This is a genomic window from Tenacibaculum profundicola (assembly GCF_057220795.1).
The window spans coordinates 2480826-2507391 of record NZ_CM170137.1 but is presented as its reverse complement, the minus strand read 5'-3'; the positions used below and the strand labels follow the sequence as shown (position 1 = coordinate 2507391).

The 26566-nt window shown below is 33.0% G+C and carries 25 protein-coding genes; 15 read left to right on the top strand and 10 right to left on the bottom strand.

Going from position 1 to position 26566, the window contains the following annotated elements; all coding sequences use genetic code 11:
- Window positions 1-344: 344 nt before the first annotated feature.
- Window positions 345-815 (bottom strand): CYTH domain-containing protein, encoded by a 471-nt coding sequence (locus AC2TDS_RS10765; protein WP_484735591.1) that lies wholly within the window; start codon window positions 813-815, stop codon window positions 345-347.
- Between the two features lie 62 nt (window positions 816-877).
- Between AC2TDS_RS10765 and porZ the strand changes: the two genes are divergently transcribed.
- The 4 genes from porZ to AC2TDS_RS10745 are packed head-to-tail and all read left to right on the top strand — an operon-like array spanning window position 878 to window position 6681.
- Complete coding sequence (porZ, locus tag AC2TDS_RS10760) at window positions 878-3211, top strand: type IX secretion system anionic LPS delivery protein PorZ (protein ID WP_484735590.1); 2334 nt, start codon at window positions 878-880, stop codon at window positions 3209-3211.
- Window positions 3211-3939, top strand: a complete 729-nt coding sequence (gene recO, locus AC2TDS_RS10755) for a DNA repair protein RecO (RefSeq protein ID WP_484735589.1) — start codon at window positions 3211-3213, stop codon at window positions 3937-3939. Before porZ ends, recO begins: the two co-directional genes overlap by 1 nt.
- Complete coding sequence (locus AC2TDS_RS10750) at window positions 3936-6398, top strand: TonB-dependent receptor (protein WP_484735588.1); 2463 nt, start codon at window positions 3936-3938, stop codon at window positions 6396-6398. The genes recO and AC2TDS_RS10750 overlap by 4 nt, the downstream gene beginning before the upstream one ends.
- A gap of 10 nt (window positions 6399-6408) precedes the next feature.
- Window positions 6409-6681: a DUF3817 domain-containing protein gene (locus AC2TDS_RS10745; RefSeq protein ID WP_484735587.1), complete on the top strand. Its 273-nt coding sequence runs from the start codon at window positions 6409-6411 to the stop codon at window positions 6679-6681.
- 94 nt (window positions 6682-6775) lie between these two features.
- Here the strand turns inward: AC2TDS_RS10745 and AC2TDS_RS10740 are convergent, their stop codons facing one another.
- The 4 genes from AC2TDS_RS10740 to AC2TDS_RS10725 form a co-directional block, all read right to left on the bottom strand.
- A complete protein-coding gene (locus AC2TDS_RS10740; protein WP_484735586.1) occupies window positions 6776-7018 on the bottom strand; it encodes a MoaD/ThiS family protein in 243 nt (80 codons plus the stop codon).
- Between the two features lie 74 nt (window positions 7019-7092).
- Complete coding sequence (gene glpQ / locus AC2TDS_RS10735) at window positions 7093-8124, bottom strand: glycerophosphodiester phosphodiesterase (RefSeq protein WP_484735585.1); 1032 nt, start codon at window positions 8122-8124, stop codon at window positions 7093-7095.
- A 733-nt stretch (window positions 8125-8857) separates the two neighbouring features.
- The gene (locus AC2TDS_RS10730; RefSeq protein WP_484735584.1) at window positions 8858-10756 is read right to left on the bottom strand and encodes an amidophosphoribosyltransferase; all 1899 of its coding nucleotides are present in this window, start codon (window positions 10754-10756) and stop codon (window positions 8858-8860) included.
- 71 nt (window positions 10757-10827) lie between these two features.
- Window positions 10828-11754, bottom strand: coding sequence for a PfkB family carbohydrate kinase (locus AC2TDS_RS10725; RefSeq protein WP_484735583.1), 927 nt, complete (start codon window positions 11752-11754; stop codon window positions 10828-10830).
- Between the two features lie 193 nt (window positions 11755-11947).
- Between AC2TDS_RS10725 and AC2TDS_RS10720 the strand changes: the two genes are divergently transcribed.
- The 9 genes from AC2TDS_RS10720 to AC2TDS_RS10680 all read left to right on the top strand — a co-directional run bounded on the left by AC2TDS_RS10720 (window position 11948) and on the right by AC2TDS_RS10680 (window position 19081).
- The gene (locus AC2TDS_RS10720; RefSeq protein ID WP_484735582.1) at window positions 11948-12373 is read left to right on the top strand and encodes a SufE family protein; all 426 of its coding nucleotides are present in this window, start codon (window positions 11948-11950) and stop codon (window positions 12371-12373) included.
- A 12-nt stretch (window positions 12374-12385) separates the two neighbouring features.
- A complete protein-coding gene (locus AC2TDS_RS10715) occupies window positions 12386-12706 on the top strand; it encodes a DUF59 domain-containing protein (protein WP_484735581.1) in 321 nt (106 codons plus the stop codon).
- Window positions 12707-12712: 6 nt separating this feature from the next.
- Window positions 12713-13219: a DUF2480 family protein gene (locus tag AC2TDS_RS10710; RefSeq protein WP_484735580.1), complete on the top strand. Its 507-nt coding sequence runs from the start codon at window positions 12713-12715 to the stop codon at window positions 13217-13219.
- Window positions 13220-13252: 33 nt separating this feature from the next.
- Complete coding sequence (locus AC2TDS_RS10705; RefSeq protein WP_484735579.1) at window positions 13253-14101, top strand: DUF3078 domain-containing protein; 849 nt, start codon at window positions 13253-13255, stop codon at window positions 14099-14101.
- Between the two features lie 78 nt (window positions 14102-14179).
- Window positions 14180-15028 carry a DUF3078 domain-containing protein gene (locus AC2TDS_RS10700; protein WP_484735578.1) on the top strand — a complete coding sequence of 283 codons (849 nt, stop codon included), beginning with the start codon at window positions 14180-14182 and terminating at the stop codon, window positions 15026-15028.
- A 237-nt stretch (window positions 15029-15265) separates the two neighbouring features.
- The gene (locus tag AC2TDS_RS10695; protein ID WP_484735577.1) at window positions 15266-16192 is read left to right on the top strand and encodes a hypothetical protein; all 927 of its coding nucleotides are present in this window, start codon (window positions 15266-15268) and stop codon (window positions 16190-16192) included.
- Window positions 16193-16323: 131 nt separating this feature from the next.
- Complete coding sequence (locus AC2TDS_RS10690) at window positions 16324-17079, top strand: SDR family NAD(P)-dependent oxidoreductase (protein ID WP_484735576.1); 756 nt, start codon at window positions 16324-16326, stop codon at window positions 17077-17079.
- Window positions 17072-17938 carry an aldo/keto reductase gene (locus AC2TDS_RS10685; protein ID WP_484735575.1) on the top strand — a complete coding sequence of 289 codons (867 nt, stop codon included), beginning with the start codon at window positions 17072-17074 and terminating at the stop codon, window positions 17936-17938. The genes AC2TDS_RS10690 and AC2TDS_RS10685 overlap by 8 nt, the downstream gene beginning before the upstream one ends.
- A gap of 3 nt (window positions 17939-17941) precedes the next feature.
- Window positions 17942-19081 (top strand): ATP-binding protein, encoded by a 1140-nt coding sequence (locus AC2TDS_RS10680; protein ID WP_484735574.1) that lies wholly within the window; start codon window positions 17942-17944, stop codon window positions 19079-19081.
- Between the two features lie 119 nt (window positions 19082-19200).
- Here AC2TDS_RS10680 and AC2TDS_RS10675 read toward each other — a convergent pair whose 3' ends face one another.
- The 5 genes from AC2TDS_RS10675 to AC2TDS_RS10655 form a co-directional block, all read right to left on the bottom strand.
- On the bottom strand, window positions 19201-20394 hold the full coding sequence (locus tag AC2TDS_RS10675) for a DUF1501 domain-containing protein (RefSeq protein WP_484735573.1): 1194 nt from the start codon (window positions 20392-20394) through the stop codon (window positions 19201-19203).
- A gap of 13 nt (window positions 20395-20407) precedes the next feature.
- Window positions 20408-21781 carry a DUF1800 domain-containing protein gene (locus AC2TDS_RS10670; protein WP_484735572.1) on the bottom strand — a complete coding sequence of 458 codons (1374 nt, stop codon included), beginning with the start codon at window positions 21779-21781 and terminating at the stop codon, window positions 20408-20410.
- A 30-nt stretch (window positions 21782-21811) separates the two neighbouring features.
- The gene (locus AC2TDS_RS10665; protein ID WP_484735571.1) at window positions 21812-22573 is read right to left on the bottom strand and encodes a cyclase family protein; all 762 of its coding nucleotides are present in this window, start codon (window positions 22571-22573) and stop codon (window positions 21812-21814) included.
- A 195-nt stretch (window positions 22574-22768) separates the two neighbouring features.
- Window positions 22769-23359, bottom strand: a complete 591-nt coding sequence (locus AC2TDS_RS10660) for a helix-hairpin-helix domain-containing protein (RefSeq protein WP_484735570.1) — start codon at window positions 23357-23359, stop codon at window positions 22769-22771.
- Between the two features lie 13 nt (window positions 23360-23372).
- The gene (locus tag AC2TDS_RS10655; RefSeq protein WP_484735569.1) at window positions 23373-24335 is read right to left on the bottom strand and encodes an OmpA family protein; all 963 of its coding nucleotides are present in this window, start codon (window positions 24333-24335) and stop codon (window positions 23373-23375) included.
- A gap of 181 nt (window positions 24336-24516) precedes the next feature.
- Between AC2TDS_RS10655 and AC2TDS_RS10650 the strand changes: the two genes are divergently transcribed.
- Together AC2TDS_RS10650 and AC2TDS_RS10645 are read left to right on the top strand one after the other, a co-directional pair.
- The gene (locus AC2TDS_RS10650) at window positions 24517-24894 is read left to right on the top strand and encodes an ankyrin repeat domain-containing protein (RefSeq protein ID WP_484735568.1); all 378 of its coding nucleotides are present in this window, start codon (window positions 24517-24519) and stop codon (window positions 24892-24894) included.
- Between the two features lie 83 nt (window positions 24895-24977).
- The gene (locus tag AC2TDS_RS10645; RefSeq protein ID WP_484735567.1) at window positions 24978-26069 is read left to right on the top strand and encodes a CNNM domain-containing protein; all 1092 of its coding nucleotides are present in this window, start codon (window positions 24978-24980) and stop codon (window positions 26067-26069) included.
- Window positions 26070-26566: the final 497 nt, after the last annotated feature.

Below are 26566 nucleotides of genomic sequence, written 5' to 3'. Positions count from 1 at the left end.
TTGGAATTAGGGTAAAAGAAAACAATGTTCTTTTTCCGTATAAAAATTAAGCATAGCCCTTATTTTATGGTTTCTTCTACTAACGAAGAAGAAAGGGAAGAGTGGGGTTTTATTATGACAATTTTAATTTGTAAATAGTGTAACTAGTCAAAATTAAAAGGTGTTTTCAAAGTATTCCGAAACATAACACCAAGTGTTAATATTCTTACTATGAATAAACAGTGCTATTGGTCTTAAAGTACCTTATAAAAGTAGTTGCCTATAAATCCTATCCGTCATAGATTTTGCGAACTTACAGTAATTGGTTAATGGTACATGAGTTTTCTCAAGCAGTGTTTTATAAATCACCATTTGTTATAAGGCAGTTTGCTTAGGCTAGAATTGTAATATTTGGCAATACCCGTAACTTCATCGCCTAGCCAATTTGGTTTAACAAAATCGTCCGTTTCATGAGTAAGCTCTATTTCAGCAACAATCAGACCCTTATTAGCTCCTAAAAACTCATCAACCTCAAAGATATGCGCGCCCACTTTCACTAAATACCGATATTTTTCAATAATACCTTCTTCGCACAAATTTAGTAAACGATCAGCTTCTATTTTATCAATTTGTTTTTCCCACTCAAAACGTGTTGTGCCGCTTTTATTTGATGGGCCTTTTATAGTTAAGTAACCACTATTGTTTATGGCTCTAACTCTAACTACTCGCTGTTTGTTTGAGTTTAAAAAACCTTGTTTAATATAAGTTTTGTCATGGGCTTCTTCTTTAAAAGACACCGAAGAAATTAAAAATTTTCGTTCTATTTCTAGATCCATAAAAAATCAAATTTGTACGAATGTACCGTTTTTACCGTTAATAGTAATATCTTTGAATTTTTATGAGAAAAATAATACTATTTTTTCTGTTACTTTTGTGTCTTAAAGCAATTTCTCAAACAGATTATAGTGATCGATGGGAAGATTTGTTTTCTTATACCAATGTGAAGGATTTTATTAAGTCAGGAGACCTAATTTATGCAGTTACTGATAACGCAGTTTTTGTATACAATATCCAAAATAATGAAATTCATAAAATATCATCGGTACATGGGCTGTCTGGAGGAACAACATCGGTAGTTCATTACAGTAATGCCTTCAACAGATTAATACTTGGTTATGAAGATGGATTAATTGAAATTATAGATGAAAATGGAAAAATCACCACATCGCCGGAAATAACAAACTTCAATCAAACCGGAGAGAAAAGAATCAATCATATATATGAATATAATGATAAGCTGTATTTAGCTACTTCTTTTGCCATTGTTGTATATGATATTCAAAATTTAGAATTTGGAGATACTTATTTCATTGGAGCAGGTTCAACAGAAGAAAAAATAAATCAAATTGCGGTTTTTGATGATAAGATTTATGCCGCTACAGAACATGGAATTTATGTGGCCGATATCAATAATCCGAATTTAATTGATTTTAATAATTGGACACTAGCATTTGTTGGAAATTACACCAATATTACTGTTTTTAACAATCAATTACTCGCTTCTAGAGGTCCTGAATTGGTGACCATTCAAGGGGCAATCATGTCAAGTATAAGATTTTTTGGAGAAGAAATTCAGGGTTTAAAGAGCTCTCAGAATAGTTTGACTATCGCCCTAAATATAGCTGCTGTAATACTCAATCAAAACTTTAATCAAATAACTCAGGTAAACCAAACAACCACATTTAATTTCAACCTGCATGAAGCCTTTGAAGAGAACAATGAAATTTATCTAGCAACCAAAGAATATGGGATTTTAAAAACAACCACCACTTCAAGTACCATTTTCGAAGAAATACACCCTCAAGGTCCAATGGTTAATGATGTTTTTTCGATTGAAGCACATAATAATAATTTATGGGTAGTGTATGGAGGTTATAATGAAACATATACACCTTTGCAAAAAAGAAGTGGATATTCTCATTTTAATGGAAGTGATTGGATAAACAGACCATTTAACTCACTACAACCACTTGGCGATTTAATATCGATAAGTATTGATAAAACAAAAGACAATTCAGTTTTTATAAGTTCGTATGGAGACGTATCAGGAGCATTAATAAACACTTCGCTAACAGGTGGGTTGTTGCATGTTGAAGATGATGAAATAACAACGTTTTACAACCAATTGAATAGCCCGTTAGAAGACATAGAAAACAATTTACCCAATAGGGTAACCATAAGAATTGGTGGAACCGCTTTTGATAATCAAGGAAATTTATGGGTAACCAATCTTGGTGTTTCAAGAAGACTAAAAAAGTTATCACCAGATGGGCAATGGTCTAATTTTGATATACAGCCTATCGTAACATTGAATTCGATATTCGGAATGAATGAGGTGGTAATTGATAGAGCCAATACTGTTTGGATTGGTACACGTCGGAATGGAGTGTATGCATTTAATGAAAATGGAGATAGGAAAAAGGCATTAACAACAGAAGTAACCAAAGGAAGTTTACCAAATGCAAACGTACGTACAGTTGCCGTTGATAGAAATAATCGAATTTGGTTAGGAACCTTGACAGGTTTAGTGGTATTTAATAATGCTTTAGGAATTTTTGATAGCAACATCAATGACGCAGAGCCAGTAATAATTGAAGATGAAGGGATTGCCAAAAGACTGTTAGGAGATCAAACCATTAATACGATCGTAGTAGATGGTGGTGATAATAAGTGGTTTGGTACAGAAACTGGAGGCGTTTTATATACCAATCCTAGTGGAAAAGAAACATTGGCTAATTTTAATAAAGACAACTCCCCACTACCATCAAATAAAATTGTGAAAATTCGAGTTGACGACACAACCGGGAAGGTCTATTTTGCTACAAACCAAGGGATGGTGGCTTATGATAGTAAGGTAGCTCCTTTTGGAGAAGAACTAGGAGAAGTATATGCATATCCAAACCCCGTATTAAAAAACCATAATATGGTAACTATTGATGGTCGAAATGGTACCCACTTACCCAAAGGAACGAATGTGAAGATTTTAGACGTTTCCGGAAACTTGGTCTATGAAACAAATGTGGTGGAAGGACAGGAGTTAAGCGGAGGAAAGGTGACATGGGATAAACGAAACTTGGCAGGAACAAAAGTGGCTTCAGGGGTGTATATAGTACTGCTTTCAAACGAAGATAATTCCCAAACATCAACTACAAAAATTGCAATTATTAACTAATGGCAATTATTACTACAAAGGGGATTGTTTTTAACACCATTAAATACGGTGATACAAGTCTTATAGTCAAATGTTTTACTTTTGAAGAAGGTGTAAAATCATATATGCTAAAAGGTGTATTGAAATCCAAAAAAGGGAAACTAAGGACTGCATATTTTCAGCCATTAACGCAATTAGAACTTATAGCAAACCATAATAATAAAAACACCCTTAATTCGATTAGAGACGCACAAGTTATTCATCCTTATAATACCATACACACCTCGGTTGTAAAGCAAACTATAGTGATGTTTTTGTCTGAAGTATTATCGAGTATAATACAAGAAGAAGAAAAGAATGAAGGACTATACATTTATATAGAAACAGCACTGATTTGGCTTGACACTCATAAAAATGTAGCTAATTTTCATTTACTATTTTTATTAAACTTAACACGGTTTTTAGGTTTTTATCCAGACACTTCGCAAGCAACAAAAGAAGCATTTAATTTAGTTGAAGGAAACTTTACAGATATAACGTATGAAAAACTGTCATTGAGAGGCAAAGAATTAACATTGCTAAAAAGGCTCTTAGGCATAAATTTTGATGCAATAGATGTAATTTATTTTAATAAAAATGAAAGGCAGATCATCCTTCGAGTTATAATTAAATATTTTGAATTACATTTGGAGGGTTTTAGACAACCGAAATCATTAGATATTTTAGAAACTGTGTTTAGTTCACCATGAAACAAATAATAGTCGTATTCTTTTTAACAGTATTATCCTCAGCCTTTTCGCAAGAGGTCATCGTTATCGATGCTGAAACGGGGAAAGTTATCCCAACAGTAGCGGTATATAACGCAGATAAATCAAAATCATCCATAAGTAATGAAAATGGAATAGTTGATGTTTCTGGGTTTGTAAAAAATGAAATATTGATATTTTCACATGTTACCTATGCAGAGCATCAGGTAAAAAAGGGAATCTTAAAATTAAACAATTATAAGGTATACCTTTCGAAAGAATCTGAACAGTTAGATGAGGTGGTCTTATCAGTATTTAAGAATGGTGAAAAAACAAACAGAATAGCAGAGCAAATTGCGGTAATAACAAGTAAACAAATTCAAAAAGTATCTCCTCAAACATCAGCGGATTTACTGGCAAATGTGCCAGGGATTAAAGTTCAAAAATCTCAATTTGGAGGAGGGAGCCCTGTACTTAGAGGAATGGAAAGTAATAGGGTTTTATTGGTGGTTGATGGTGTGAGAATGAACAATGCTATTTATAGAAAAGGGCACTTGCAAAATTCAATTACTGTTTCGCCTAACTTATTAGAAAGAACTGAAGTGGTTTTTGGACCTTCTTCTGTAATTTATGGCTCAGATGCCTTGGGTGGCGTAATACATTATTATACTAAAACACCAAAGTTGTCTGATGAAAACCAAGTAAAAAGTTCCTTATTCTCAAGGTATAGCAGTGTCAATAATGAAACAACCAATACGGTATCTGCAGAATTACAGTTTAAAAACTGGGCTTCTTTTACCAGTATTTCCCATAGTGATTTTGGAGATTTAACGATGGGTAAAAATCGTTCTCATGGATTTGATGACTGGGGTAAAGTATCTTTTTATTCGGACAATACAAATGATAATTATAGTGAAAACCCCACGGCAAACCTTGATCAGAATGTACAAAAAAACACAGGGTTTAATCAAACAGATGTGTTACAAAAATTCTATGTTCCTTTGTCAAAAAAGACAGATTTAAAGATAAATATACAATATTCTACTTCATCAGATGTGCCGCGTTTTGATAGGTTAACCGAGTTAAAAGACGGAGCCTTGAAATTTGCTGAATGGCACTACGGACCACAGCAACGTTTATTAATATCACCTCAGTTGGAAATTGCTCCAAAGAAAAAATGGTTAGATAAAGGAGTGTTCACTCTAGCCTATCAAAATATTAAAGAAAGTAGAATTCAAAGAAAATTTGGCAGCTTAGATAGATCATATAGAGAAGAAACGGTAAATGTTTATAACTTAAATGGAGACTTTACTGTTCCGCTCGCAGAGCAAAGAAATTTAGGATACGGATTTGAAGTAGCCTATAACGATGTTGGATCTAATTCATATGGAAAAATATTGGATGTAGTAGATGGTAAAGTGATTGGATATACCGGTGATTTTGCGGTGCAATCTAGGTATGCAGATGGTGGAAGTAGCTACCTAAGTTCAGCGTTGTATATTGATTATAGGCAAGATATCGATAGTAAATCAACCTTGAATACAGGAGTGCGATTAACAAATACCAATTTAACAGCGAAGTGGGTAGATGAACAATTTATTAGATTACCCGACAATGATATTAGTTTGAACAATACAGCATTAACTGCAACCATAGGCTATGTGTTCAAACCAAACAGAACCTGGCAATTAAACGCGGTTGTATCTTCAGGTTTCCGATCGCCAAATATTGATGATGTAGGGAAAGTGCGTGAAAAAAATGGCAATGTAACTGTGCCGAATGTTACGCTAAAACCGGAATACGCATATAATGCTGAAATGGGAATACAAAAATATTTTAATAACCGTAAGTTTAGAATAGGAGCGAATGTTTATTATACATTACTTACGAATTATATATATAGAGAGGCATTTCAATTAAATGGAAGTTCAACTATCATGTTTGATGGAGAGGAAGGAACTACTGTAGCCAATGTGAATAAAGGGGGCGCTTATATAACTGGTTTTACGGTCAGTTATCAAGGGAAATTGCATGAAAACTGGAAAACTTCTGGATTTATTACCTATACTAAGGGAGAAAGCCATGACTTGAAAGAACCAATGTCATCAATTCCACCGTTATTTGGGAATTTTGGATTGAATTACACCAATAAGAAATTTGAAGGAGGGGCAAATCTCGTGTTTAATGCAAAAAAAGATATTAAAGATTATAATCTTAGCGAAGGCATAGATAATCACGTTCAAACACCGGTTATAGATGAAAACGCTGAGGAAGATATTGATAAATACTATGGTACTCCAAGTTGGGTAACCTTAGGTTTGTTTGGGAAATATGTAGTAACACCTAAAGTCTCTGTACAAGGCAATATTAATAATTTATTTGACGAACATTACAAAGAGTTTGCTTCGGGAATATCTGCGCCAGGAAGAAATTTTTCTATAGCTTTGCACGTGAATTTATAAAGACACCATCATGATAAACATATTTAAGATAGTTAGTTTTTTAGAAGGAATTTCTTATATCTTATTACTTTTTATAGCGGTTCCAATCAAATATATGCAAGGAAACCCTGAGTATGTGAAATTATTAGGCATGCCTCATGGTCTTCTATTCGTGGCGTATATAATGCTAGCCATCATGTTAAAATACGAGTTAAATTGGAAAGGGAAAACTTTTGGAATTATTAGCTTGTTGTCGCTAATTCCTTTCGGAACTTTTTTTGTAGGAAAATACTTGAAAAAGTAGTTGATTTGAAAAGAAGGTGAATCCGTAGTTGAATTTTTCGAGGTAGCTAGTTCCGTTATTTTAATCAGAGGTAAAAAGAGAGCGGTATATATGGCTAACCACCACTGACAGGCGGAATAATAGCGACCACATCGTTTTCTTGTAATATAAAGCTATCAGAAGCATACTCTTCATTAACGGCAATAGCAAAAGAATTCATACTTTGTATTGGAGAAAATTGTTCTATTAAAAGGAGTCTAAAATTTTTAACAGAGGTTTCCTTTGGAACTTCTATTTCGATAGAAGAGGTGTTTAGTAAATCTCTTGCAATCCCGAAAGTAAGTAGCTGAATCTTCATGAAACAAAAGTAAAAAATTATAGGAGAGAAACCTCCTTAGTATACTTTATTTTAAGAATGTATATGGCTCAGTTTTAATTAATGGATAGTTTGTTCGTGTTTAAAAAGTCAACCATTTTGTCTGGAAAGTCTGTAAAAGCACCATCTACATTAGCTTCATACAATAATATGTACATCATTTCTTCGAAAGAAGCAAATTCACCTAATTGATCAGCTCTAAAAGTATAAGGATATACTTTTAGTCCTAGGTGATGTGCTTTTTCAACTAATTTGGTAAATGTCCATACACCATTTTCTTTCTTGTTTAGAACTTGTTTATACCAAGGGCCGATGCCATTGGCATACTTAGCAAAATGAGCAAGTTGTTTAGTTTCCTCTGGAAATTCAATAAGTTGGACTAAGAATAATTCTGACTGTAATTCTGTTCGTACACGTTCTAATTCTTTTGCGTCAAAACATTGGAAAACACACAAGTCGTTTTTAGTGGTATAGCCGTAGTCCGATAGAATGGATAGCGTTATTTTGGCAAGGTCTTTTCCGTTTTTATGATGAAAAACAGGGTTTTTAATTTCAGGATAAATACCAATATTATTGCCAGAACTATAATTTAAACCTTGAATTAATTCTATTTCCTGTTGTAAAGAATGAAGTTTAAAATTACTCTTTTCTTTTGGAAAGCGGTTTGGATAAAACTGTTCGCCTGTTTTCGGGTTAAACCGCTCTGTTACCTGTAGTCGTTGTAATTCTTCAAATGTGAAATCGATAACATAATAACGGTCATCAGCTCGCTTTTTATTTGGAAAAATCGTGGCAACATTTGTTACATCGTCTAGATAAATGTCATGTATAACAATAGGGATATTGTCTTTACTTAGTACTAAATCCTGCTCTATATAATCTGGTTTCATGGCATAGGCCATCGCTTTGGCTTCCATGGTGTGTTCAGGTAAATATCCTGAAGCACCTCTATGAGCAACTACTATTTTTGACGTCATAGTTTTGGTTTTCCTTGAATTACAACCCAATAATAAAATGGACAGTAAAACTAAAAAAAATCCTGATTTTTTCAAATCAGGATGAAAATATGTGCTATTTTTTTTTATCATTTTATTGTGAAAGTTATGAGAAATATTCGTTACCGGTATTTCAAATATATTGTTTTTTTATAACAATTCTTTCCAATAATCACTTCACTGTAAAACTTTGAAGCATCAAGTAATCCCTAATCATTTCTTTTCATCAAGTTTCACATTTTGTTTAAGCCAAAAATTTCCAGATTAAAATAAATTTTATAACAAACGCCACTAGAATCAGTATAACTTTTATCATGTTAATAGCATTTAGTCTTATTTTTCTTGTCTATGTTTTTTTTGGGGTCACCCATAGCTTTATGACCGCTTTTACGCAAAATTATTATTTGTATCATAACAAAGTACATTTAAAAAGTTTGTAAAGGTTTAAAATTTTATCGAATTAGCAATTTAATCGGACTAGCAATTGTTTTAAAACCTTGATTTAGGTAAAGTTATGAAAAAAAGTAGAACAAAGAAACAAATATATTGTTAGAATTCAAATAAAGGTAAAAAAAGATATATGAGGTTTGTAGGGGTGTGGTTGTCATTGCGAGTAATTGGTTATCCGAAACTTTAATAAGTCTTATGGCGCTGTCATTACCTCATAATGCCGTTTAGATGTATTAGTTTCCAGTGTTAATCGGGAAAAATTAGTTTAACGATTTCTATCAGATTTTTATAGAAATAAGAGATTTGATGGAGTGTAAAATAAAAAAGAATATCCATGAGTTGGATATTCTTTTTAAGATAGTATGGAGCTTGTTTTTTAATAAGCCCTTTTGTCATTTCCTTCATAAAAATTAATAAAAGCCTGGTTTACAACCCTATGACCACCATCGGTAGGATAGTCACCCGTAAAATACCAGTCGCCTAAATTATCTGGACAAGCTTTATGTAATTCGCTAACTGGTTGGTAAATAACCTCTACGTTAGCTTTAATTTCAGGAGTTTTTAGCATCTCAGCAATTTTTCCAGAAATTTGCTCAGTTTTAAAAGGAGCGTAAATTTCTTTTACATAGTTGACTATGTCTGTATCGTTATTGTTTTGCTGGGCAATGCACTTTTGATATACATCGTAAACTACGTGGTATTGATTCGTTTCTTTAAGCAACTCTAAGGCTGCTTTAAAGGCAATGAAATCACCAATTCTTGCCATGTCAATACCATAGCAATCAGGGTAACGAATTTGTGGAGCAGAAGAAACGATTACTATTTTTTTAGGGTGTAGACGATCTAATATTTTAATAATACTTTTCTTTAAGGTGGTACCCCTAACAATACTATCATCTATAATTACCAAATTATCAGTAGGTTTTACAACTCCGTAGGTTACGTCATAGACGTGGGCAACCAAGTCATCTCTACTGCTATCGTCGGTAATAAAGGTTCTTAATTTAGCATCTTTGATGGCTATTTTTTCAAAACGAGGTCGCGTTGATAGAATTTCGATAACTCTTTCTTTCGATAACTTCCCTCCTCCAGCTAAAATAGCATCTGTTTTTTGTTGGTTTAGCACATCTTCAGCGGCCTCCATCATCCCGAAGAAAGAAGTCTCAGCAGTATTAGGGATATATGAAAAAACGGTATTTTCAATATCACTATTAATAGATTTTAATACTTCTGGAAAAACGTATTTACCAAGGTTTTTACGCTCTGTATAAATACTGGCATCACTTCCTCTTGAAAAATAGATACGTTCAAAAGAGCAGGCTTTTTTCGGACGTTGTTCCATAACAGGAGTCATGGTGGTTTTTCCGTTTTTTTTGATAATTAGCGCATGACCTCTTTCTATTTCTTTAATCGCATCAATTTTTACATTGAACACGGTTTGAATCACAGGGCGTTCAGAGGCAACCACTACAACTTCGTCGTCTTGGTAATAAAAGGCAGGGCGAATTGCAGAAGGATCTCTTAATACAAAGGCATCTCCATGACCCAATAAACCAGCCATTGCATAGCCGCCATCCCAGTTTCTTGATGAACGCTTTAAAATTCGTTGTATATCTAAATGTTCTTCAATAAAAGCAGAAGCATCTTTTTTATTCAAGCCTTCTTCTTTTGCTTTCAAATAAGTTTCAGCCACTTCATCTTCTAGAAAATGACCGATTTTTTCCATGACAGTAACGGTATCCGTAGATTCCTTTGGGTGTTGCCCTAAATCAATTAATTCTTTCATTAACTGACTTGAATTGGTCATGTTAAAATTACCAGCAATGATTAAACTCTGGTGACGCCAGTTACTCTGACGTAAGAAAGGATGTACATTTTCTATACTATTTCCACCAAAAGTACCATAACGAACATGTCCTAAAAATAAATTTCCAATATATGGCATGTTTTCTTCTTGCCATTGGATATCGTCCATTTTACTAGGGTTCTTTTCAAGAATTTCATTAACACGTTGGTTAATTTGGCCAAAAATATCTTGAATAGGTTGTGATTTGTTTGAACGAATTCTACTAATGTACCTTGTTCCTGGTTCTACATTAAATTTTATACTAGCCATACCAGCACCGTCCTGACCACGATTGTGCTGTTTTTCCATTAGTAAGTACATTTTGTTAACTCCATAAAACGCGGTACCGTACTTTTCTTTATAGTATTCTAACGGTTTTAATAACCGTACCATTGCTATACCACATTCATGCTTTAAAGTGTCGCTCATCTATAAAATTCTTTAGTTCTGTTTGTTGTGTTTTTTATATAAAAAAAAACCGCAGTTAACCTGCGGAATTATTATTCTAACTCTATATCGAATTGCGTTAATTCTTTAAATGCTTTTAATCGATTCTGAATTTCTTCTTTTGAAAGCGCTTCCATTCGTTGGGTGCCAAACTTTTCTACACAAAAAGAAGCTAGATTCGAACCGTAAATAATAGCGTTTTTCATGTTTTCAAAAGAAATATCTCCAGTTTTGGTGAGGTAACCGCAAAATCCACCAGCAAAGGTATCACCAGCTCCTGTAGGATCAAAAACTTCTGCTAGAGGCAAAGCAGGAGCAAAAAACATTTTTCCTTGGTTGAATAATAAAGCTCCGTGTTCTCCTTTTTTTATGACCACAAATTTAGGTCCCATCTGATGAATTTTCTTTGCTGCATTCACCAGTGAATATTCTCCACTTAATTGTCTTGCCTCCTCGTCATTTATGGTAATTACATCTATTCGCTTTAAAACGTCATGTAAATCATTTAAAGCGATATCCATCCAAAAATTCATAGTGTCTAGCACAACTAATTTTGGACGTTTATCCATTTGATCTAGTACTGATGCCTGAGTTAATGGATGTAAATTTCCAAGCATTACAATTTCAGCATTTTTAAATTCTGTAGGTACTACCGGTTTAAAATGTTCTAAAACGTTTAGCTCTGTTACCAACGTATCACGAGAATTCATATCATTATGATATTTACCGCTCCAAAAAAATGTTTTGCCTTCTTTAACGATCTCAATTCCTTCAGTGTTTATCCCTTTGCTTTCCATCATATCTAAGTAAGACTGAGGAAAATCGCCGCCAACTACCGACACCACGCCTGTTTGAACACCAAACTGTGAGGCAGCCAAACTAACAAAAGTTCCTGATCCTCCTAAGATTTTATCCGTTTTTCCAAAAGGAGTTTCAATGGCATCAAAAGCTACGGTACCTACTGTTAATAATTTACTCATAAAAATAAAATTAAACTCTCTGTAAAGAGAGAATTTTGTTACAATTAGTCAGGTTTCTTAATAAAACCTAACAAAAATTAATAATTATGTTTACTATTCTATTCAATCGATAAAAAAATGCCTTTTTTATCGTAATTTTGTACCCTTAAATACAAGAATTAATCCTTTGAATATGCAAAAATAGTTTTAAAAAATGACTATCAAAGAAATACAAGAAGAAATTATTGATGAGTTTTCGATGTTCGAAGACTGGATGGAGCGCTATGAATATATCATAGAATTAGGAAAATCACTACCCATAATAGAGGAAGCCTACAAACTAGATGAGAACTTAATAAAAGGATGTCAGTCTAAAGTTTGGTTACATTCAGAGCTAGATAACGATGCTGTCAAATTTACGGCAGATAGCGATGCCATTTTAACAAAAGGAATTGTGGCTTTATTATTGAGGGTGTTTTCTGAGCAGACACCAAAAGCTATTTTAGATGCGGATACTAGTTTTATAGATGAAATTGGTTTAAAAGAACATTTAAGTCCAACCAGAGCAAATGGTTTGGTGTCTATGATAAAGCAGATTAAAATGTACGCAATAGCGCAACAATCTAAACTAACAAACTAAAACCGCCAATATATGACAGAAGAAAATTTAGAAGAATTAGGAGACAAAATAGTTCGTGTTTTAAAAACAATTTTTGACCCAGAGATACCGGTAGATATCTATGAATTAGGATTAATTTATGATGTGTTTGTTTCAGAGGAAAACGATGCTAAAATTTTAATGACATTGACCTCACCGAATTGTCCTGTCGCTGAAACATTGCCAGTTGAAGTTGAGGAAAAAGTAAAAACCTTGAAAGAAATAAATAATTGTGAGGTGGAAATTACTTTCGACCCTACTTGGACGCAAGAAATGATGAGTGAAGAGGCAAAGTTAGAATTAGGACTTTTATAGAAGCAAATGGCTGGAGAAATTATAAATAGGGTAGCGAATAGTAAATTGGTTACAATTGATCTTGAGGACTTTTACCCTGATGGGAAAAGGGTTGTTTTTGATATTAAAGATTGGCTTTATGAAGGTCTAATTTTAAAAGAGAAAGACTTTAGAAATGAAGTTAAAAATCAAGAATGGTCTCAATTTAAAGATTCGTATGTTGCGTTAACATGCAGCACAGATGCTATTATTCCTTCATGGGCGTTTTTGTTAGTAGCCGCAGCATTGTCTCCGTATGCCAAAAAAGTAGTCATTGGCGATTTAGAATTACTTGAAACAGTGCTATATCAAGAAGTCTTAGGCGGGCTTGATATAGTGAAATTTAAAGACAAGCCAATAATCATAAAAGGATGTACTAATAAACCTATTCCTTCTTCTGCGTACACCTTATTGATACAAAAAATTCAACCTGTAGCGAAAACCATTATGTATGGTGAGGCTTGCTCGACAGTACCGTTATTTAAAAGAAAATAATTAAAATCCCCAATTCCGTAACGTAATAGTAGAATGAGAACAGTTCTTTTTATGCTCTTTGCGAGTTATTCTATAGTGTGTTTTTCAGAAGAAAAAAAAGATAGTATCCCAGCAAGCTGGAGTATTACAGGGAAGCTCACGTTTTTACTTAATCAGTCTTCTTTTTCTAACTGGGCGGCAGGAGGAAGTACTACTATTGCAGGAGACATTGCGATTAATTACAATTTTAATTACAAAAAAAACAGATGGAGGTGGGATAATAGAATACTATCAACTTATGGCCTAAGTTATGTTGGAGAGCAAGGAACAAGAAAAACGGATGACCAGTTTGAATACAATTCCATCTTAGGTTTAAATGCCGACAAATACTGGTTTTTCTCGTTTTTCAGCAACTTTAAAACGCAATACACTAGAGGATACGACTATAAAAAAACACCAATAGAAGCAATTTCAGATTTATTATCTCCTGCTTATTGGAGCTTTGGGCCAGGGATGCTTTGGAAGAAATCTAACAACGCTCGAATAAACATAGCCCCTGCTACGGCCAGATTCACTTTTGTTTCTGATGAGTTTTCAGGAAAGTATGGTGTTAATGAAGGTGATAATTCTATTTTTGGATTAGGGTTTAATTTATCGGCGTATTTTAAATTTAGTCCTATGAAAGATGTAACCATGGAGCATATAGTAGCCATGTACTCTGATTATCTAAACAAACCACAAAATGTTGATATTGATTATCAACTTCGATTTTTTATTAAGATTAACAAGAACCTTTCAACAAATTTAGGATTCCATACGATAATCGATGATAATGCATCGAGTAAGATTCAGTTTAAACAAGTTTTTGGATTAGGGTTAAATTATATTTTTCACAAAAAGTGACTTAATACAGAATAAAGTTGTCTTACATTAAGTATAAATGTAATTTTACAGATAGGAATCAAAAATAAAATAATAAAAATGAAAAAAATTTTAGCTATTGCAATTTTATTTGGAGCGATGGTAACAAAAGCTCAAGAAAAAAAAGAAGAACCGAAAGATGGATGGAAAAAAGGCGGGAATATTTCTCTTCTGTTCAATCAGTCGGCATTTAAAAACTGGTTAGCTGGTGGAACCAACAATGTTTCGGGAACATTTGGTTTAAATTATGATTTTAATTATGTGAAAGGGGATTGGACTTGGGATAATAAAATAATTGCTTCATATGGTTTGACGAAATTAAAAGGAGAAGATGCTCAAAAAACAGATGATCGTTTTGAAATTAACTCTTTGGCTGGTAAAAAAGCCTCTGGTTACTGGTATTATTCAGTATTCTTTAACTTTAAAACTCAAATGTCGTCAACAGACGTTAATGGAGTACAAGAATCTCATTTTTTCTCACCTGCATACTTCCAGTTAGGTCCTGGTATGTTGTGGAAAAAATCAGATAATTTAAAGGTGAATATTGCGCCTGCTACTTCTAAACTAGTAGTTGTTGATGATGACTTTACCGCGAATTTACCAGCAGGAGCTAGTTATTTCGGTGTTGAGCCTGGAAAAACGATGCGTTATGAGTTAGGTGCGGCTGTTAATGGTTATTATAAGTTTGATTTAATGGAGAATGTATCTGTTGAAAACATTTTAAATTTATATGCCAATTATTTAGATGAGTTTCAAAATGTAGATATTGACTACACGATTAATGTTGTTATGAAAATTAACAAGTACTTGTCTGCCAACTTAGCTTTGCAAACTATTTATGATGATAATGCCTTTGAAGGTTTTCAAACAAGAGAAGTTTTTGGTTTAGGCGTTAATTATAAGTTTTAAACTTAATAATAATAATAATAATATTTGTTAAGCTGCCTCATTTGAGGCAGCTTTTTTTTGGAGCTCATACATGGTATTATACCAGTTATTGTTTGAATTTACGGTAAATTCAAATGGTAAATGTATTAGCTGTAGATTGATCTTGATAACAGTTGAAATGGTATTGAAATTGTGGGGTTTTAATTTTTTGGCACGCAATTTGTAAAGGTGATAGAGATAACCATAAAGAGGACACTTATGAGACGTTTAAAATTACTATTGTTACTATTGATAACTGGAACCATGTTAACTTCTTGTGTTGTGGTTAACGATGAATATATAGAGGATACGATTTCATTAAACGAGTTAATGTCGAGTTATGATTTATGGTATATAGACTATCATAGAACACAAGGCTTAGGAGATGTTCCGTTTGTTTCAAGGGCGTTTACAATGTCGTTTCTAAATGGAAGAATGTATGCAAATAACAATATTGTTGACATAGGAAAAACAGGGAACGGACTTGGGATTTATGTAGGGAATTATACAACTTATAATGCTGTTTTGGAGAGTAGACATATATTAGATGGAAACTATGATTTTGAGGTTGTACAATTATCAAATAATGAAATTAGAATAGATTGTTTATCTCAAAATGTTAGCTATTATTTAATAGGATATCAAAGAAATAATTTCGATTATGATATGCTTTTTTATGATAATATAGAATATTTTTTACAAGAATATATAGCATGGGAAAGAACCAATACAACTGGAGGTGTACCTAATGTATTCGATGAAGAGCATTTTTTGCAATTTACGCCAGAAAACAACGTTACATTTTACTCTTCTCACGATCCATTTGGCACGAATATTGATAATTTATCTTGGGATTTTGTAGGAGGGTATGAAGTTGCGGATGTTTATGGATACGATAATCTTAAAATTTTAACACTTAATTATGACATCGGAGATACTGAGAAATTTGAATTAAGCGTTATTAATGACGGGACAATACAGCTGTATCACTTAAGTTCTGAAACAGTATATACTTTTTCTGGAAGAGGGTTTATTCAGTACTTAAAAGAAAGTGATGGGAAAAGTACAAAACCAGCGGTAAGAAACAGTGGAAGAAAGCGTACTAAAATTAAAAGGAATACGGTAAAAAGAAGAATTTTAAAATAAAGTTTGGTTAGTTGATTTTTGGTTGGTTATTTTTAATAACCAATTGAAATAAACCGCTCTGGTAGGGGCGGTTTTTTTATACTATCGTATTAACATAAAAAAAAGTACCTTTATAGGAAAATACAAAATCGATGATAAAGACTGCTTTTATAACTGGAGCAACATCAGGGATAGGAAAGGCTACCGCTCAACTTTTTGCTAGAAACAATATAAACTTAATCCTTTGCGGACGACGTCTAGAAAAATTAGATGCCTTACGCGAAGAACTTTCTAGATATGTAAACGTACATACATTACAGTTTGATGTGCGTTATAAAGATCAAGTGAAAACAGCTATTGATAGCTTGCCCATTGAATTTAAGGAAATAGATGTTTTAATTAATAATGCGGGTAACGCTCATGGATTGAGTGCTATTCAAGAGGGAAGTATTGAAGATTGGGATGCTATGATCGACGGAAATGTAAAAGGATTGTTATACGTTTCTAAGGCAATAATTCCTCAAATGATTCAGCGTAACAATGGGTTTATTATAAATATTGGTTCTATTGCAGGGAAAGAAGTGTATCCTAATGGAAATGTTTACTGTGCGTCAAAATTTGCTGTAAATGCACTTAATAAAGGAATGCGTTTAGATTTGAATCAACATAATATTCGTGTTTGTGCCATTCACCCAGGGCTCGTTGAAACCGAGTTTTCAGAAGTTCGTTTCAAAGGAGATACCGATAGAGCTAAAACAGTGTATCAAGGCTACAAAGCATTACAAGCTATAGATATTGCAGATATTATTCATTTTGTAGTGACAAGGCCTTATCATGTGAACATTGAAGATTTAATTGTGTACCCAACTGCGCAAGCCAGTGCCACTATGTTACATAAAAATGAATAACTATTCAAAAACGATAGCGGGATGTATGACTTGGGGAAGGTGGGGTAAAAACCTCGATACGGGAGAAATGACGAGTTTAATTCATGCTTGTGTAGCAAATGAAGTTACCACCTTTGATCATGCAGATATTTATGGAGATTATACCACAGAAGCCGATTTTGGAAAGGCTTTACAAGCAGCTTCGATTGAAAGAGATCATATTCAATTAATTTCAAAATGTGGTATTCAGTATATTGGTAAAGCTAGACCTAATAGCGTAAAGTACTATGACTATTCAAAAGAATATATTATTTGGAGCGTAGAAGAAACATTGGCAAATTTACGAACTGAATATCTAGACTTGTTATTACTTCACAGACCAAGTCCATTAATGCATGCTGATGACATTGCTGAAGCCGTACATAAATTAAAATTACAAGGGAAAATAGTTGATTTTGGTGTTTCTAATTTCACCCCGTGTCAAACCGAATTAATAGCCAGTAAAACAACGGTATCGGTTAATCAAATAGAAATTTCATTAACCCAGTTTTCGAGTATGTTAGATGGCAGTTTAGATCAGATTCAATTGCATAAAATAACGCCTATGGCTTGGAGTCCTTTGGGTAGTTACTTTAAAGAAAAGACACCACAATCTTCTCGGATTAGAGAAAAACTAAAGGATTTATGTGTAAAATATGAGGCTAGTGAAAATCAGGTGCTCTTAGCGTGGTTGTATAAACATCCTTCTGGGGTAATCCCAGTAATCGGAACAACAAAACAAGAAAGAATTAGAGAAGCAGTGAAAGCCCAAACAATTCAGTTACAAACAGAAGATTGGTTTGCTTTGTTAGTGGCAAGTCAAGGACATAAAGTACCTTAAATTATGATTAATAAAAGGCTTTTGATAAAGAATTTACTTTCTAAAAATGATGAAAACAGCTTTTACGATAAGAAGCAAAAAATATCATTGCATTCAAAGGAAGGAAAAGCGAAGTTTTTAAAGCATGTTTGTGCCTTATCTAATTCAAACCCTGACAATAATTCGTTCATTGTTATTGGCGTTGAAGATGAAAACAATAAAATTGTTGGTGTTGATTTTTTTGATGATAGTAAAATTCAAAATCTAGTGAATGCTTATCTTCGTAATCCACCTAAAATTGAATATGAAAATGTTCCATTTCCTCGTTTACCACGACATAAAGTAGTGGGGTTGGTAACCATCTACCCCAATAGTGCTAATACCTTTTTTGCAAAAACAGCATGGAAATACTCGAAAGGAACTGTTTTCTATAGAAGAGGGAGCAATTCTATGCCTATAGAAGGCAATTTTGAACTAAAAAACACAAACCGACTTATTGTAGAAGCGATAGAGAAAAACGCTCGTAACAATATAGAATTGACCTTAGATGGAGTTTTCAACTTTTTTAATCGTCACAAAAAAGAATTTACCCCGAAATATAAGGTGTTTAAAGAGCAATTTGTGTTGTGTTGGGCAGGAAAAAAAACAATAGTAAATAATGAAGTTTATTTTTCCAGAGTTGATATTGAGCTAGTAAACGAGCAAGTTCGTTTGTTTTACTCAGATTTAGATGATGTTCAGATATCATATAACGAAAATTCGTTTATCATAACTGAATATATAATGTTAGGAATAGATAAAACGCACAAGCATTATCCGCTAGAGAAAACAATCATTCATTTTAAAGATAACGGTATCCATGATATCGCCTCTGAGTTTTTATTTCATCCACCTCAGTTTGATAAAAAAATTCTGCATCATATTTACAACAACAACAATATGATAATATCAAAAATAGAAAAAAACATTTCCCTCTCTGTTACTGAACACGAAGATGTTTTAAGACTACCAACATCATATTTGATTTGTTATTTAAACGGATTCTTAGAGGCTTCAGAACAACTAAAGAAAGCTAAAGACTATATTCGTAACTTAGAAGATAAATCGACTTACGTAAAGTATAAAGAAGCTATGCGTGTTTTACGTAAGGTGAAGTATAATTAAGCTATTGCTATACCGATTGGAATTTTGAAATATCTCTTTAATTATATTATGTGTATTAAAAGCTTGTTAATATTCATTGATATGTGTCATGAACAATTATGATCGGGAAATTAATGGGATTATATAAAATTAAGTTTAGAGAATTTTCTGTTCAATATTTTGGTGTCATCAACCTGTAACCATTTGTCTAGTATGGTGGCGTAAATTTCCCTAAAGTCAATTTCATAGCGTACATCACCATTCGCATCTAAGTCAGTTAAATCAGTTAAGCTATTATACAAACCTTGAGTTTTCAGATGTTTTCCTAGAATAAAAACATTATTTGCAGTACCGTGATCGGTGCCATTGGCGGCATTTTGTTGAACTCTTCTACCAAATTCAGAAAAAGTAAGAATGAGTACATCATCAAATGTACCAGAATCATCTAAATCACTGATGAAACGGTCTATACTTTCGGCATATAGTTTTAATAAACGAGCTTGTTTATTACTTTGATTAGCGTGCGTGTCGAATCCACTTAAAGCAGCATAGAACACTTGAGTATCTAAACCAGAATTTATAAACCCGGCAATTGTTTTTAATTGTTTTCCAAATACATTTTTAGGATAATGTACGGATGATCTATGGGTATTACTTGTTTCATAAATATATTTTGCTGAAGAACTTGCATTAATCATGGTATTGTATAGATACCCAAGGTTGTGTTCACTTAAATGAGCATCGTTATAATGGTGTAAAACATCCTTAAAGAAAGGTTGCTTTAGCGATTGATATAATAATTTAGGGTTAGTTACCGCCAATCCATTTTGATGGGTTCCTTTGAGCATTAATGATAAACTTTCATCAACCTCTATAGCCTTATAAGGTTTTGCTTTTGTGGTATCCAAAAACCTACCGATCCATCCACTTTGGAGGTATTCGTTACTGTCACTTGCAGTTTGCCAAATATCAGTGGAACGAAAATGTGAACGATTAGGGTTGGGATATCCGACATTATTGATGATACTGAGGTATCCTTTATCATACAATTTTTTTAGCGGCTCTAAGCTTGGGTGTAAACCTACTTCACTATTTAATTGTAGTGTACTTTTTTTTGCGATAGCGATACCATTTCTTTTTTGATAATAGATATCATTCCTGAACGGAACAACCGTATTTAATCCGTCATTACCGCCTTTAAGCTGAATAATAACCACTTTTTTATTGCTAAATAGATGTTTGGCATGTTGTTCAAATGCTTTTACAAATTGGGGTATAAAAAATAGACCTCCCGTAGCTAGTGATGTTCTCTTTATAAAATTTCGTCTATCCATTTTTCGTTGGGTTTTAACATAACTGAAATTCAGGTAATGATAATAATTGTACGCAGAAATCTTTTTTTGAGACTGAAACGCTTTGTTGCAACAGATTTAAAGTACCTTGATGTATTGGGCTAATAATAATATCTGAAATTAAATTGTCATTAGAACGTGTGGCATAGTTGATGTCAAACGCATACCAATCTGCATTGGCTTTTATAAATGCTTTTTTTCTAAGTTTTTTAGAATTTAAATTTTTGATATCTTCTTTAAAATCTCCTTTATCAGAATAAGTTATTTCCGCATTGTTTAAAAGCACTGATGGTAGGCGTAATCTGGTAACAATCGTGTTGCTATCAATCCATGTTTTACCTCCTTTCCATCCAGCGACGTTTGGAGGATACAATAAAACCTGCCCTAGTAGTTTCTGAATTAGTAAACTGTGTTTTCTGTTGGGGATAGAGAAAGGCACAATTGTATGTAAGCTTACTAAAAGTTCAATCGGAGATTTTATTTTGGTGCCGATATTTTTTTCTTCGTAAAACCAATCAGAAGCTAAAACAAATCGGATTAGTTTTTCGATATTATAGCTCGGAAAAAACACAGAGATCATTTCGTCTATGTGTTTATAATCAAGTGTTTCATTGACAAAATAACGGTATATTTTTTCACAGATAAATTTAGCACATTGTTTTTGTTTAAGAATGATATCAATGATGTCATCTCCGTCGAAATTTCCAGCTTCCCCAAAAAACACCTTTTGACCGTTATCATGTTGTTTTCTTCGCAATTTAAATTCACCATAAAAGCTGTGGTTATAACCCGTAAACGCTCTAGCACTTTCTTGAATATCTTTTTCTGTATAATTTCCTTGCCCTAATGTAAAGAGCTCCATAAGTTCGCGTGCAAAGTTTTCATTGGGTTTTCGTTTCTTATTTTGTTTGTTGTTGAGGTATTTTAACATGGCAGGTTCTTTAGAAATGACTTTTACAAAAGTTCTAAAATTACCTAAAGCATGTTTTCTTAAGGTGTTATTATATCGTTCAGCAAACAAAATGTTTTTGTCTTCACAAACAAAATGATTGGCCCAAAACAAGGTCATTTTTTCTCTTAATAATGCTGTTGGATTGTATAGCCGTTGCAACCAAGATTGGTTTAATGTTACAATTTTTTTTCGGCTAATTTTCATTAACTCTTTTCGTTTTCTTTTGTTTTTTACATCCTTTTTACTGAGGTTGGTTAAAAACGAAGTGTCTACCTGAATAGGTGTATAATTTTTTGATGATTGAAAAATAAGATCAAGAACTTCTTCTTTAGATAAGTTATTGATGTTTTGTAACTGTTTTGGTGTAATTCCAAACCCAATTCTATGGTATAAATGTTGAAGATGTCTTATTTCCATATTAATAAGACACCTATTTTACAAAAAAGTTTAATTGAGCATGGCAACGACTCTTGCAGGAGCAGCCGATGCGCCTACTATTTTTAAAGGAAAAACGGCAATTTTAAACCCAGTTATAGGTAAAGCATCTAGGTTTACCAATTGTTCCATGTGACAATATTCTTTATTTTTTCCCACTAAATGAGCTTCCCAAAATAACTCAGAATTTTTGGTCTCTTTTGCTTTTTGTATCATGTAGGGTAGTGGTAGATCCCAACCCCATGAATCGATTCCCATTACTTTTATTCCTTGGTCTATTAGCCATTCTGTTGCTTTAGCACTGACACCCGTGCCTTTTTTATGAAAGTCTTTACTTCCATTTAATTTATCGCGACCAGTTTTTATTAGAATAATCATCATGGGGCGGATTTTCAACTGATTCTCTTCTAAAAATTGTTGTATATCTTCTACGGTTATGGGGTCAAAATCAACTTTGTGTTTCATATCGATCACGATACCATCTCCGAAACACCAATCTAAAGGAACTTCATCAATGGTTTTTGATTTCTCACCGTTGGTTGTTGGTGAATAATGCCAGGGAGCATCGATATGAGTGGTGGCGTGGACCCCCATGTTTTTTATAGTATCGTCCGCCCAACCTGTAAAACCTTTTGGGAATAATTTAAAAGGCAATCCTAATATTCGAATGAGCCATTTAGCTTTATGATGAGCTTTGTGTTTTATAGTAACTTTCATAAACCAAGGATCTTGCTTATTGTACTGTATAGGTTTGGATAAATCGATAATTTTCATGTTAGGAACTGTTTGGTTGTTAAAAAGTATATTCAAGAAGTTTAGTTGAACCAATTTCTATTAGTTCAACAAAAACGTATTTAGTATGGAAAATAAAATCAACGGTTTTTTTAAAATTGTGTCATTTTAAACGAAATAAAAAAAGCCTTGGAGGCCCCAAGGCTTTTTAAAGTTTTATGGTAATCCTTTTTAGGGTTATTTCCCTCCATCGAGTTCATCTTGCCACTTAGCTAACTTTTTCCATTTACCTTCATACGCTAATTTTGCTTGTTTCGGCCAAGTTCCGGGTTTATGCATTCGATACCTGTCACCTCCGCTATCCAACACTTCTTGACATTTTTTCACGGATGTTTTGGCTAATTTCTCCCAAGTTTTAATCCCAAAATTGTGGAATAACCCTTCTATTTTAGGACCGATTCCTTCTATAATTTTTAAGTCGTCTTGTTTAACTTTTTTCCCAAAAGCTGCTTTAGCAGCCACTGCATCAAAAGCGATTACAGCTGGAGTTTCACTGGTAAGGGAAGAAGCTGAAGTTGCCTTGGATTTTGCTGATTTCAAATCAGCTTGCAACTTTGATCGGGTTTTGTTACAAGTGTTTAGTTTGTCTTGTAATGAAATTTTTGATTTGGTACATGATTCTAAATCAGCTTCCAATGTAGCTATGCTGCCTTTTAAATCGTCATTTCCGTTTCTAATATACCTACCTAATAAATAGCCAAGCACAGCACATAAAGCGCCAACAATTAATGGAATTAGCCAACAAGGTATTATTTCAAATAAGTTCATGTTTCTATGGTGTTTATTTTATGGTTACTTCAATTCTTCTATTTTTTGCTCTTCCTACCGCACTCTCATTACTTGAAATCGGATTGTTTTGTCCTCTAGAAACAGCTGTTATTTTTTGTGGTGAAATCCCATTTTGAACTAAATAGTTTTTTACAGAGTTTGCTCGAGATTGTCCTAACGTCATATTTATTTCAGGATTACCAGTATTATCAGTATGCCCTGTAACTTGTACGTTAGCATCAAGTTTGTCTATACATGTAGAGATACTGGCAAACTTTTCACGTTGTTCTTTTGTAAGGTTGATGGTGGCTTGCCCTACTTTAAAATATAGTTTTAAAGGCTTTTCTTTTATGGCATCACAAGCAGCAGTTAAAAGGGTATTACTTTGTAATGCATCTTCACTTGTTTTTGTTACGATATCAAAAGTTAGGGGACCATGCAATACATTATCCTCATTGGGGTATAAATCATTATTGAGTGCTCCGTATGTGTTTATACGTTTAGCGGAAATACCTTTTGATGCCATATAACTTTTAACCGTTTTTGCACGCGCCAAACCTAAGGAAGGAAATGCGGAGATATTTGTTTCATCACTGCTGGAATATCCAGTTATATTAAATTGTTTGTTTCCGTTAGCGTCTAAATACTCTTTAATTAAACTTATACCATTATTGATAGCACTAGGGATTGAATCGTGAAAAGTAAAACTAGATGTTTTGAATTTGAAATTTTCATTAACAGCATAGGATAAACTTCCATTAGCATCTTTAATACTAAAAGGCATTAAAGTAGGAGCCTTAATTTTAGGACTAGCTGCTTCGTTGTTGATGTTTTCTTTTATGTTTTCTTTTATGTTTTCATCAACATCGTAGTTTTTTTCAGCATAGCATAAACTACAGCATAGATACCAATAACAAATTGATCCAATAACAATAGTTAGCGCAATCAATAAAAGATATGTTAATTTTTTGCTCATTAGTTACATATTTAGAATATTGAATGTTAAAGTATTAAAAATTAATTGAAATAGAAAATTTAGTTTTTATAGAAATTTTAAGTGTTTATGCTAAATAATTGTTAACATTAGAAATAAACTGAAACATTTTTCTGTATGAGTAGTCTTATAAGAAACATAAATTTAAAAAAAATCAATACTTATGAAAAATCTTTTATTTGCTACGCTAGTTATTATTTTATCGACTACAACAATTAAAGCATCGAACACATACGAAGCCACTAATACATCAATAGAGTATGTAGAAATTAGTACGTTTTGTAAAATGATTAGAGCTGGTAATTTTGAAGTTGTAAATTCTTTTATAAATAACGGAACAGATATCAATAGAAAATCAATGGGATTAACACCAGTGATGTACGCAGCACGATATAACAAAGTTGAAATTTTAAAACTTTTAATTGAAAAAGGAGCAAAATTAGGAACAAAATCTGATAGAGGTTATACAGCTCTAGATTACGCTAAAATGTCTAAGGCAACCGCAGCGTATGATCTGTTAAAAAAAGCGTTGGAAAAATAGTAAAAATCGCTTTATAGTTATTTGAATGAAAGACTGTCTGAAAAGACGGTCTTTTTTAGTTATTTTAGCCAAAAAATTTAAAGATGACATTATTACTCGTTTATGCAACAGTATCGATATTTTTTTCCTTCCTGTGTTCTATTCTAGAAGCGGTTTTATTAAGTGTAACACCAACCTTTGTTAATGTTAAAAAAAAGGAAGGAAAAACGTACGCAGCAGACTTAGAAGTTTTAAAAAAAGATGTAGATAAACCTTTAATAGCCATTTTAACGGTAAATACAATTGCCCATACAGTAGGAGCTATTTTAGTTGGAGTTCAAGCAGAGCAATTACCTTATAAGTTTGAAATTCTAGGCGTGAATGTGGTGGGTGTTGTTTCTGCAATTATGACGATATTAATTTTAGTGGTTTCTGAAATTATTCCAAAAACAATTGGAGCAACCTATTGGAAATCACTCGCTAACTTTACTTCGACCGCATTAAAAATGTTAATTTTTCCATTGCGATATACAGGTATTTTATGGTTATTACAACTGACTACTAAATTAATTGGAGGTAAAGGAGCGCATGGTGAAAGTGTTTTAAGTAGAGAAGATTTTACAGCAATGACTGATATTGCTGAGCAAGAAGGTGTTTTTCAGGAAAATGAAAGTAAAGTAATACGTAATATGCTTGGCTTTAAGGAAGTACAAGCAAAACATATTATGACGCCACGAACGGTGATGATTTCAGCAGATGAAAACCAAAGCATACAATCATTTTTTGATAAAAACAAAACACTCCGATTTTCTAGAATTCCGGTGTATGCTGAGAACCCGGATAACATTACAGGATATTTTTTAAAAGACCAACTATTACTTTCGTTAATCAATAACGAAGGAGAAAAGGCCTTAAAAAATATAAAAAGAGATATTATTGTTGCGAATAGAGACCTGTCTATTCCTAATTTGTTTGAAACGCTAATTGAACAAAGAGAGCACTTGGCTTTGGTGGTTGATGAGTTCGGATCAGTAAGTGGTTTGGTAACACAAGAAGACGTCATTGAAACCTTGTTAGGTTTTGAAATAATGGATGAAAGCGATAATGTTGCCGATTTGCAAAGTTTTGCCAGAAGAAACTGGGAACAAAGAGCAAAACGACTTGGAATTATTGGTGAGGAGGACGATGCTCAATAATATTTTTATTTCAGGATAAAGAGAACGCTTAGCCTCTTTTCACTTGGTTCGTAGTGACAGTGACGTTTTGATAAATTCATTTCGGGCAGTTACTATGAAGTACGGATAAAAGCTAAATTAATGGAAGATAACTCTACTCCCTTAAAAGTTATGCCGATACTTAGGTAAAATTACCCAATCATTTCTTTTACATTCATGTTTGTGTTTTATCTATTATATAGGTGTTTAGCATAAATAAGCATGATCGGTAAATTATACCAGTTATTGTTTGAATTTACTGTAAAAGAAAATGAGTGTTTTTCCTTTTCATTTTTCATTTTTTTTTTTTTTTTATTTGCACCGCTTTGTAAGAGAATTGATCAACTTTTTATAAAGTTAGCTAGCTATATAAAGGAAGTGATCTTGAAAAATTGCGCACATTTCCTTTTTTGATTTTATGATATGTTACATAACTTAATGTTTTTTTGAGTTATGGTGGTTGCCATTTTTAATAATGG

What these genes read in the sequence shown, in the direction of transcription:
- AC2TDS_RS10730 (WP_484735584.1), bottom strand. Translation starts at nt 10,756, where the DNA reads ATGAGCGACACTTTAAAGCATGAATGTGGTATAGCAATGGTACGGTTA.
- AC2TDS_RS10685 (WP_484735575.1), top strand. Translation starts at nt 17,072, where the DNA reads ATGAATAACTATTCAAAAACGATAGCGGGATGTATGACTTGGGGAAGG.
- AC2TDS_RS10715 (WP_484735581.1), top strand. Translation starts at nt 12,386, where the DNA reads ATGACAGAAGAAAATTTAGAAGAATTAGGAGACAAAATAGTTCGTGTT.
- AC2TDS_RS10725 (WP_484735583.1), bottom strand. Translation starts at nt 11,754, where the DNA reads ATGAGTAAATTATTAACAGTAGGTACCGTAGCTTTTGATGCCATTGAA.
- AC2TDS_RS10710 (WP_484735580.1), top strand. Translation starts at nt 12,713, where the DNA reads ATGGCTGGAGAAATTATAAATAGGGTAGCGAATAGTAAATTGGTTACA.
- glpQ (WP_484735585.1), bottom strand. Translation starts at nt 8,124, where the DNA reads ATGATAAAAAAAAATAGCACATATTTTCATCCTGATTTGAAAAAATCA.
- AC2TDS_RS10660 (WP_484735570.1), bottom strand. Translation starts at nt 23,359, where the DNA reads ATGAACTTATTTGAAATAATACCTTGTTGGCTAATTCCATTAATTGTT.
- AC2TDS_RS10695 (WP_484735577.1), top strand. Translation starts at nt 15,266, where the DNA reads ATGAGACGTTTAAAATTACTATTGTTACTATTGATAACTGGAACCATG.
- AC2TDS_RS10650 (WP_484735568.1), top strand. Translation starts at nt 24,517, where the DNA reads ATGAAAAATCTTTTATTTGCTACGCTAGTTATTATTTTATCGACTACA.
- AC2TDS_RS10680 (WP_484735574.1), top strand. Translation starts at nt 17,942, where the DNA reads ATGATTAATAAAAGGCTTTTGATAAAGAATTTACTTTCTAAAAATGAT.
- recO (WP_484735589.1), top strand. Translation starts at nt 3,211, where the DNA reads ATGGCAATTATTACTACAAAGGGGATTGTTTTTAACACCATTAAATAC.
- AC2TDS_RS10720 (WP_484735582.1), top strand. Translation starts at nt 11,948, where the DNA reads ATGACTATCAAAGAAATACAAGAAGAAATTATTGATGAGTTTTCGATG.
- AC2TDS_RS10740 (WP_484735586.1), bottom strand. Translation starts at nt 7,018, where the DNA reads ATGAAGATTCAGCTACTTACTTTCGGGATTGCAAGAGATTTACTAAAC.
- AC2TDS_RS10675 (WP_484735573.1), bottom strand. Translation starts at nt 20,394, where the DNA reads ATGGATAGACGAAATTTTATAAAGAGAACATCACTAGCTACGGGAGGT.
- AC2TDS_RS10665 (WP_484735571.1), bottom strand. Translation starts at nt 22,573, where the DNA reads ATGAAAATTATCGATTTATCCAAACCTATACAGTACAATAAGCAAGAT.
- porZ (WP_484735590.1), top strand. Translation starts at nt 878, where the DNA reads ATGAGAAAAATAATACTATTTTTTCTGTTACTTTTGTGTCTTAAAGCA.
- AC2TDS_RS10705 (WP_484735579.1), top strand. Translation starts at nt 13,253, where the DNA reads ATGAGAACAGTTCTTTTTATGCTCTTTGCGAGTTATTCTATAGTGTGT.
- AC2TDS_RS10690 (WP_484735576.1), top strand. Translation starts at nt 16,324, where the DNA reads ATGATAAAGACTGCTTTTATAACTGGAGCAACATCAGGGATAGGAAAG.
- AC2TDS_RS10700 (WP_484735578.1), top strand. Translation starts at nt 14,180, where the DNA reads ATGAAAAAAATTTTAGCTATTGCAATTTTATTTGGAGCGATGGTAACA.
- AC2TDS_RS10670 (WP_484735572.1), bottom strand. Translation starts at nt 21,781, where the DNA reads ATGGAAATAAGACATCTTCAACATTTATACCATAGAATTGGGTTTGGA.
- AC2TDS_RS10765 (WP_484735591.1), bottom strand. Translation starts at nt 815, where the DNA reads ATGGATCTAGAAATAGAACGAAAATTTTTAATTTCTTCGGTGTCTTTT.
- AC2TDS_RS10645 (WP_484735567.1), top strand. Translation starts at nt 24,978, where the DNA reads ATGACATTATTACTCGTTTATGCAACAGTATCGATATTTTTTTCCTTC.
- AC2TDS_RS10745 (WP_484735587.1), top strand. Translation starts at nt 6,409, where the DNA reads ATGATAAACATATTTAAGATAGTTAGTTTTTTAGAAGGAATTTCTTAT.
- AC2TDS_RS10750 (WP_484735588.1), top strand. Translation starts at nt 3,936, where the DNA reads ATGAAACAAATAATAGTCGTATTCTTTTTAACAGTATTATCCTCAGCC.
- AC2TDS_RS10655 (WP_484735569.1), bottom strand. Translation starts at nt 24,335, where the DNA reads ATGAGCAAAAAATTAACATATCTTTTATTGATTGCGCTAACTATTGTT.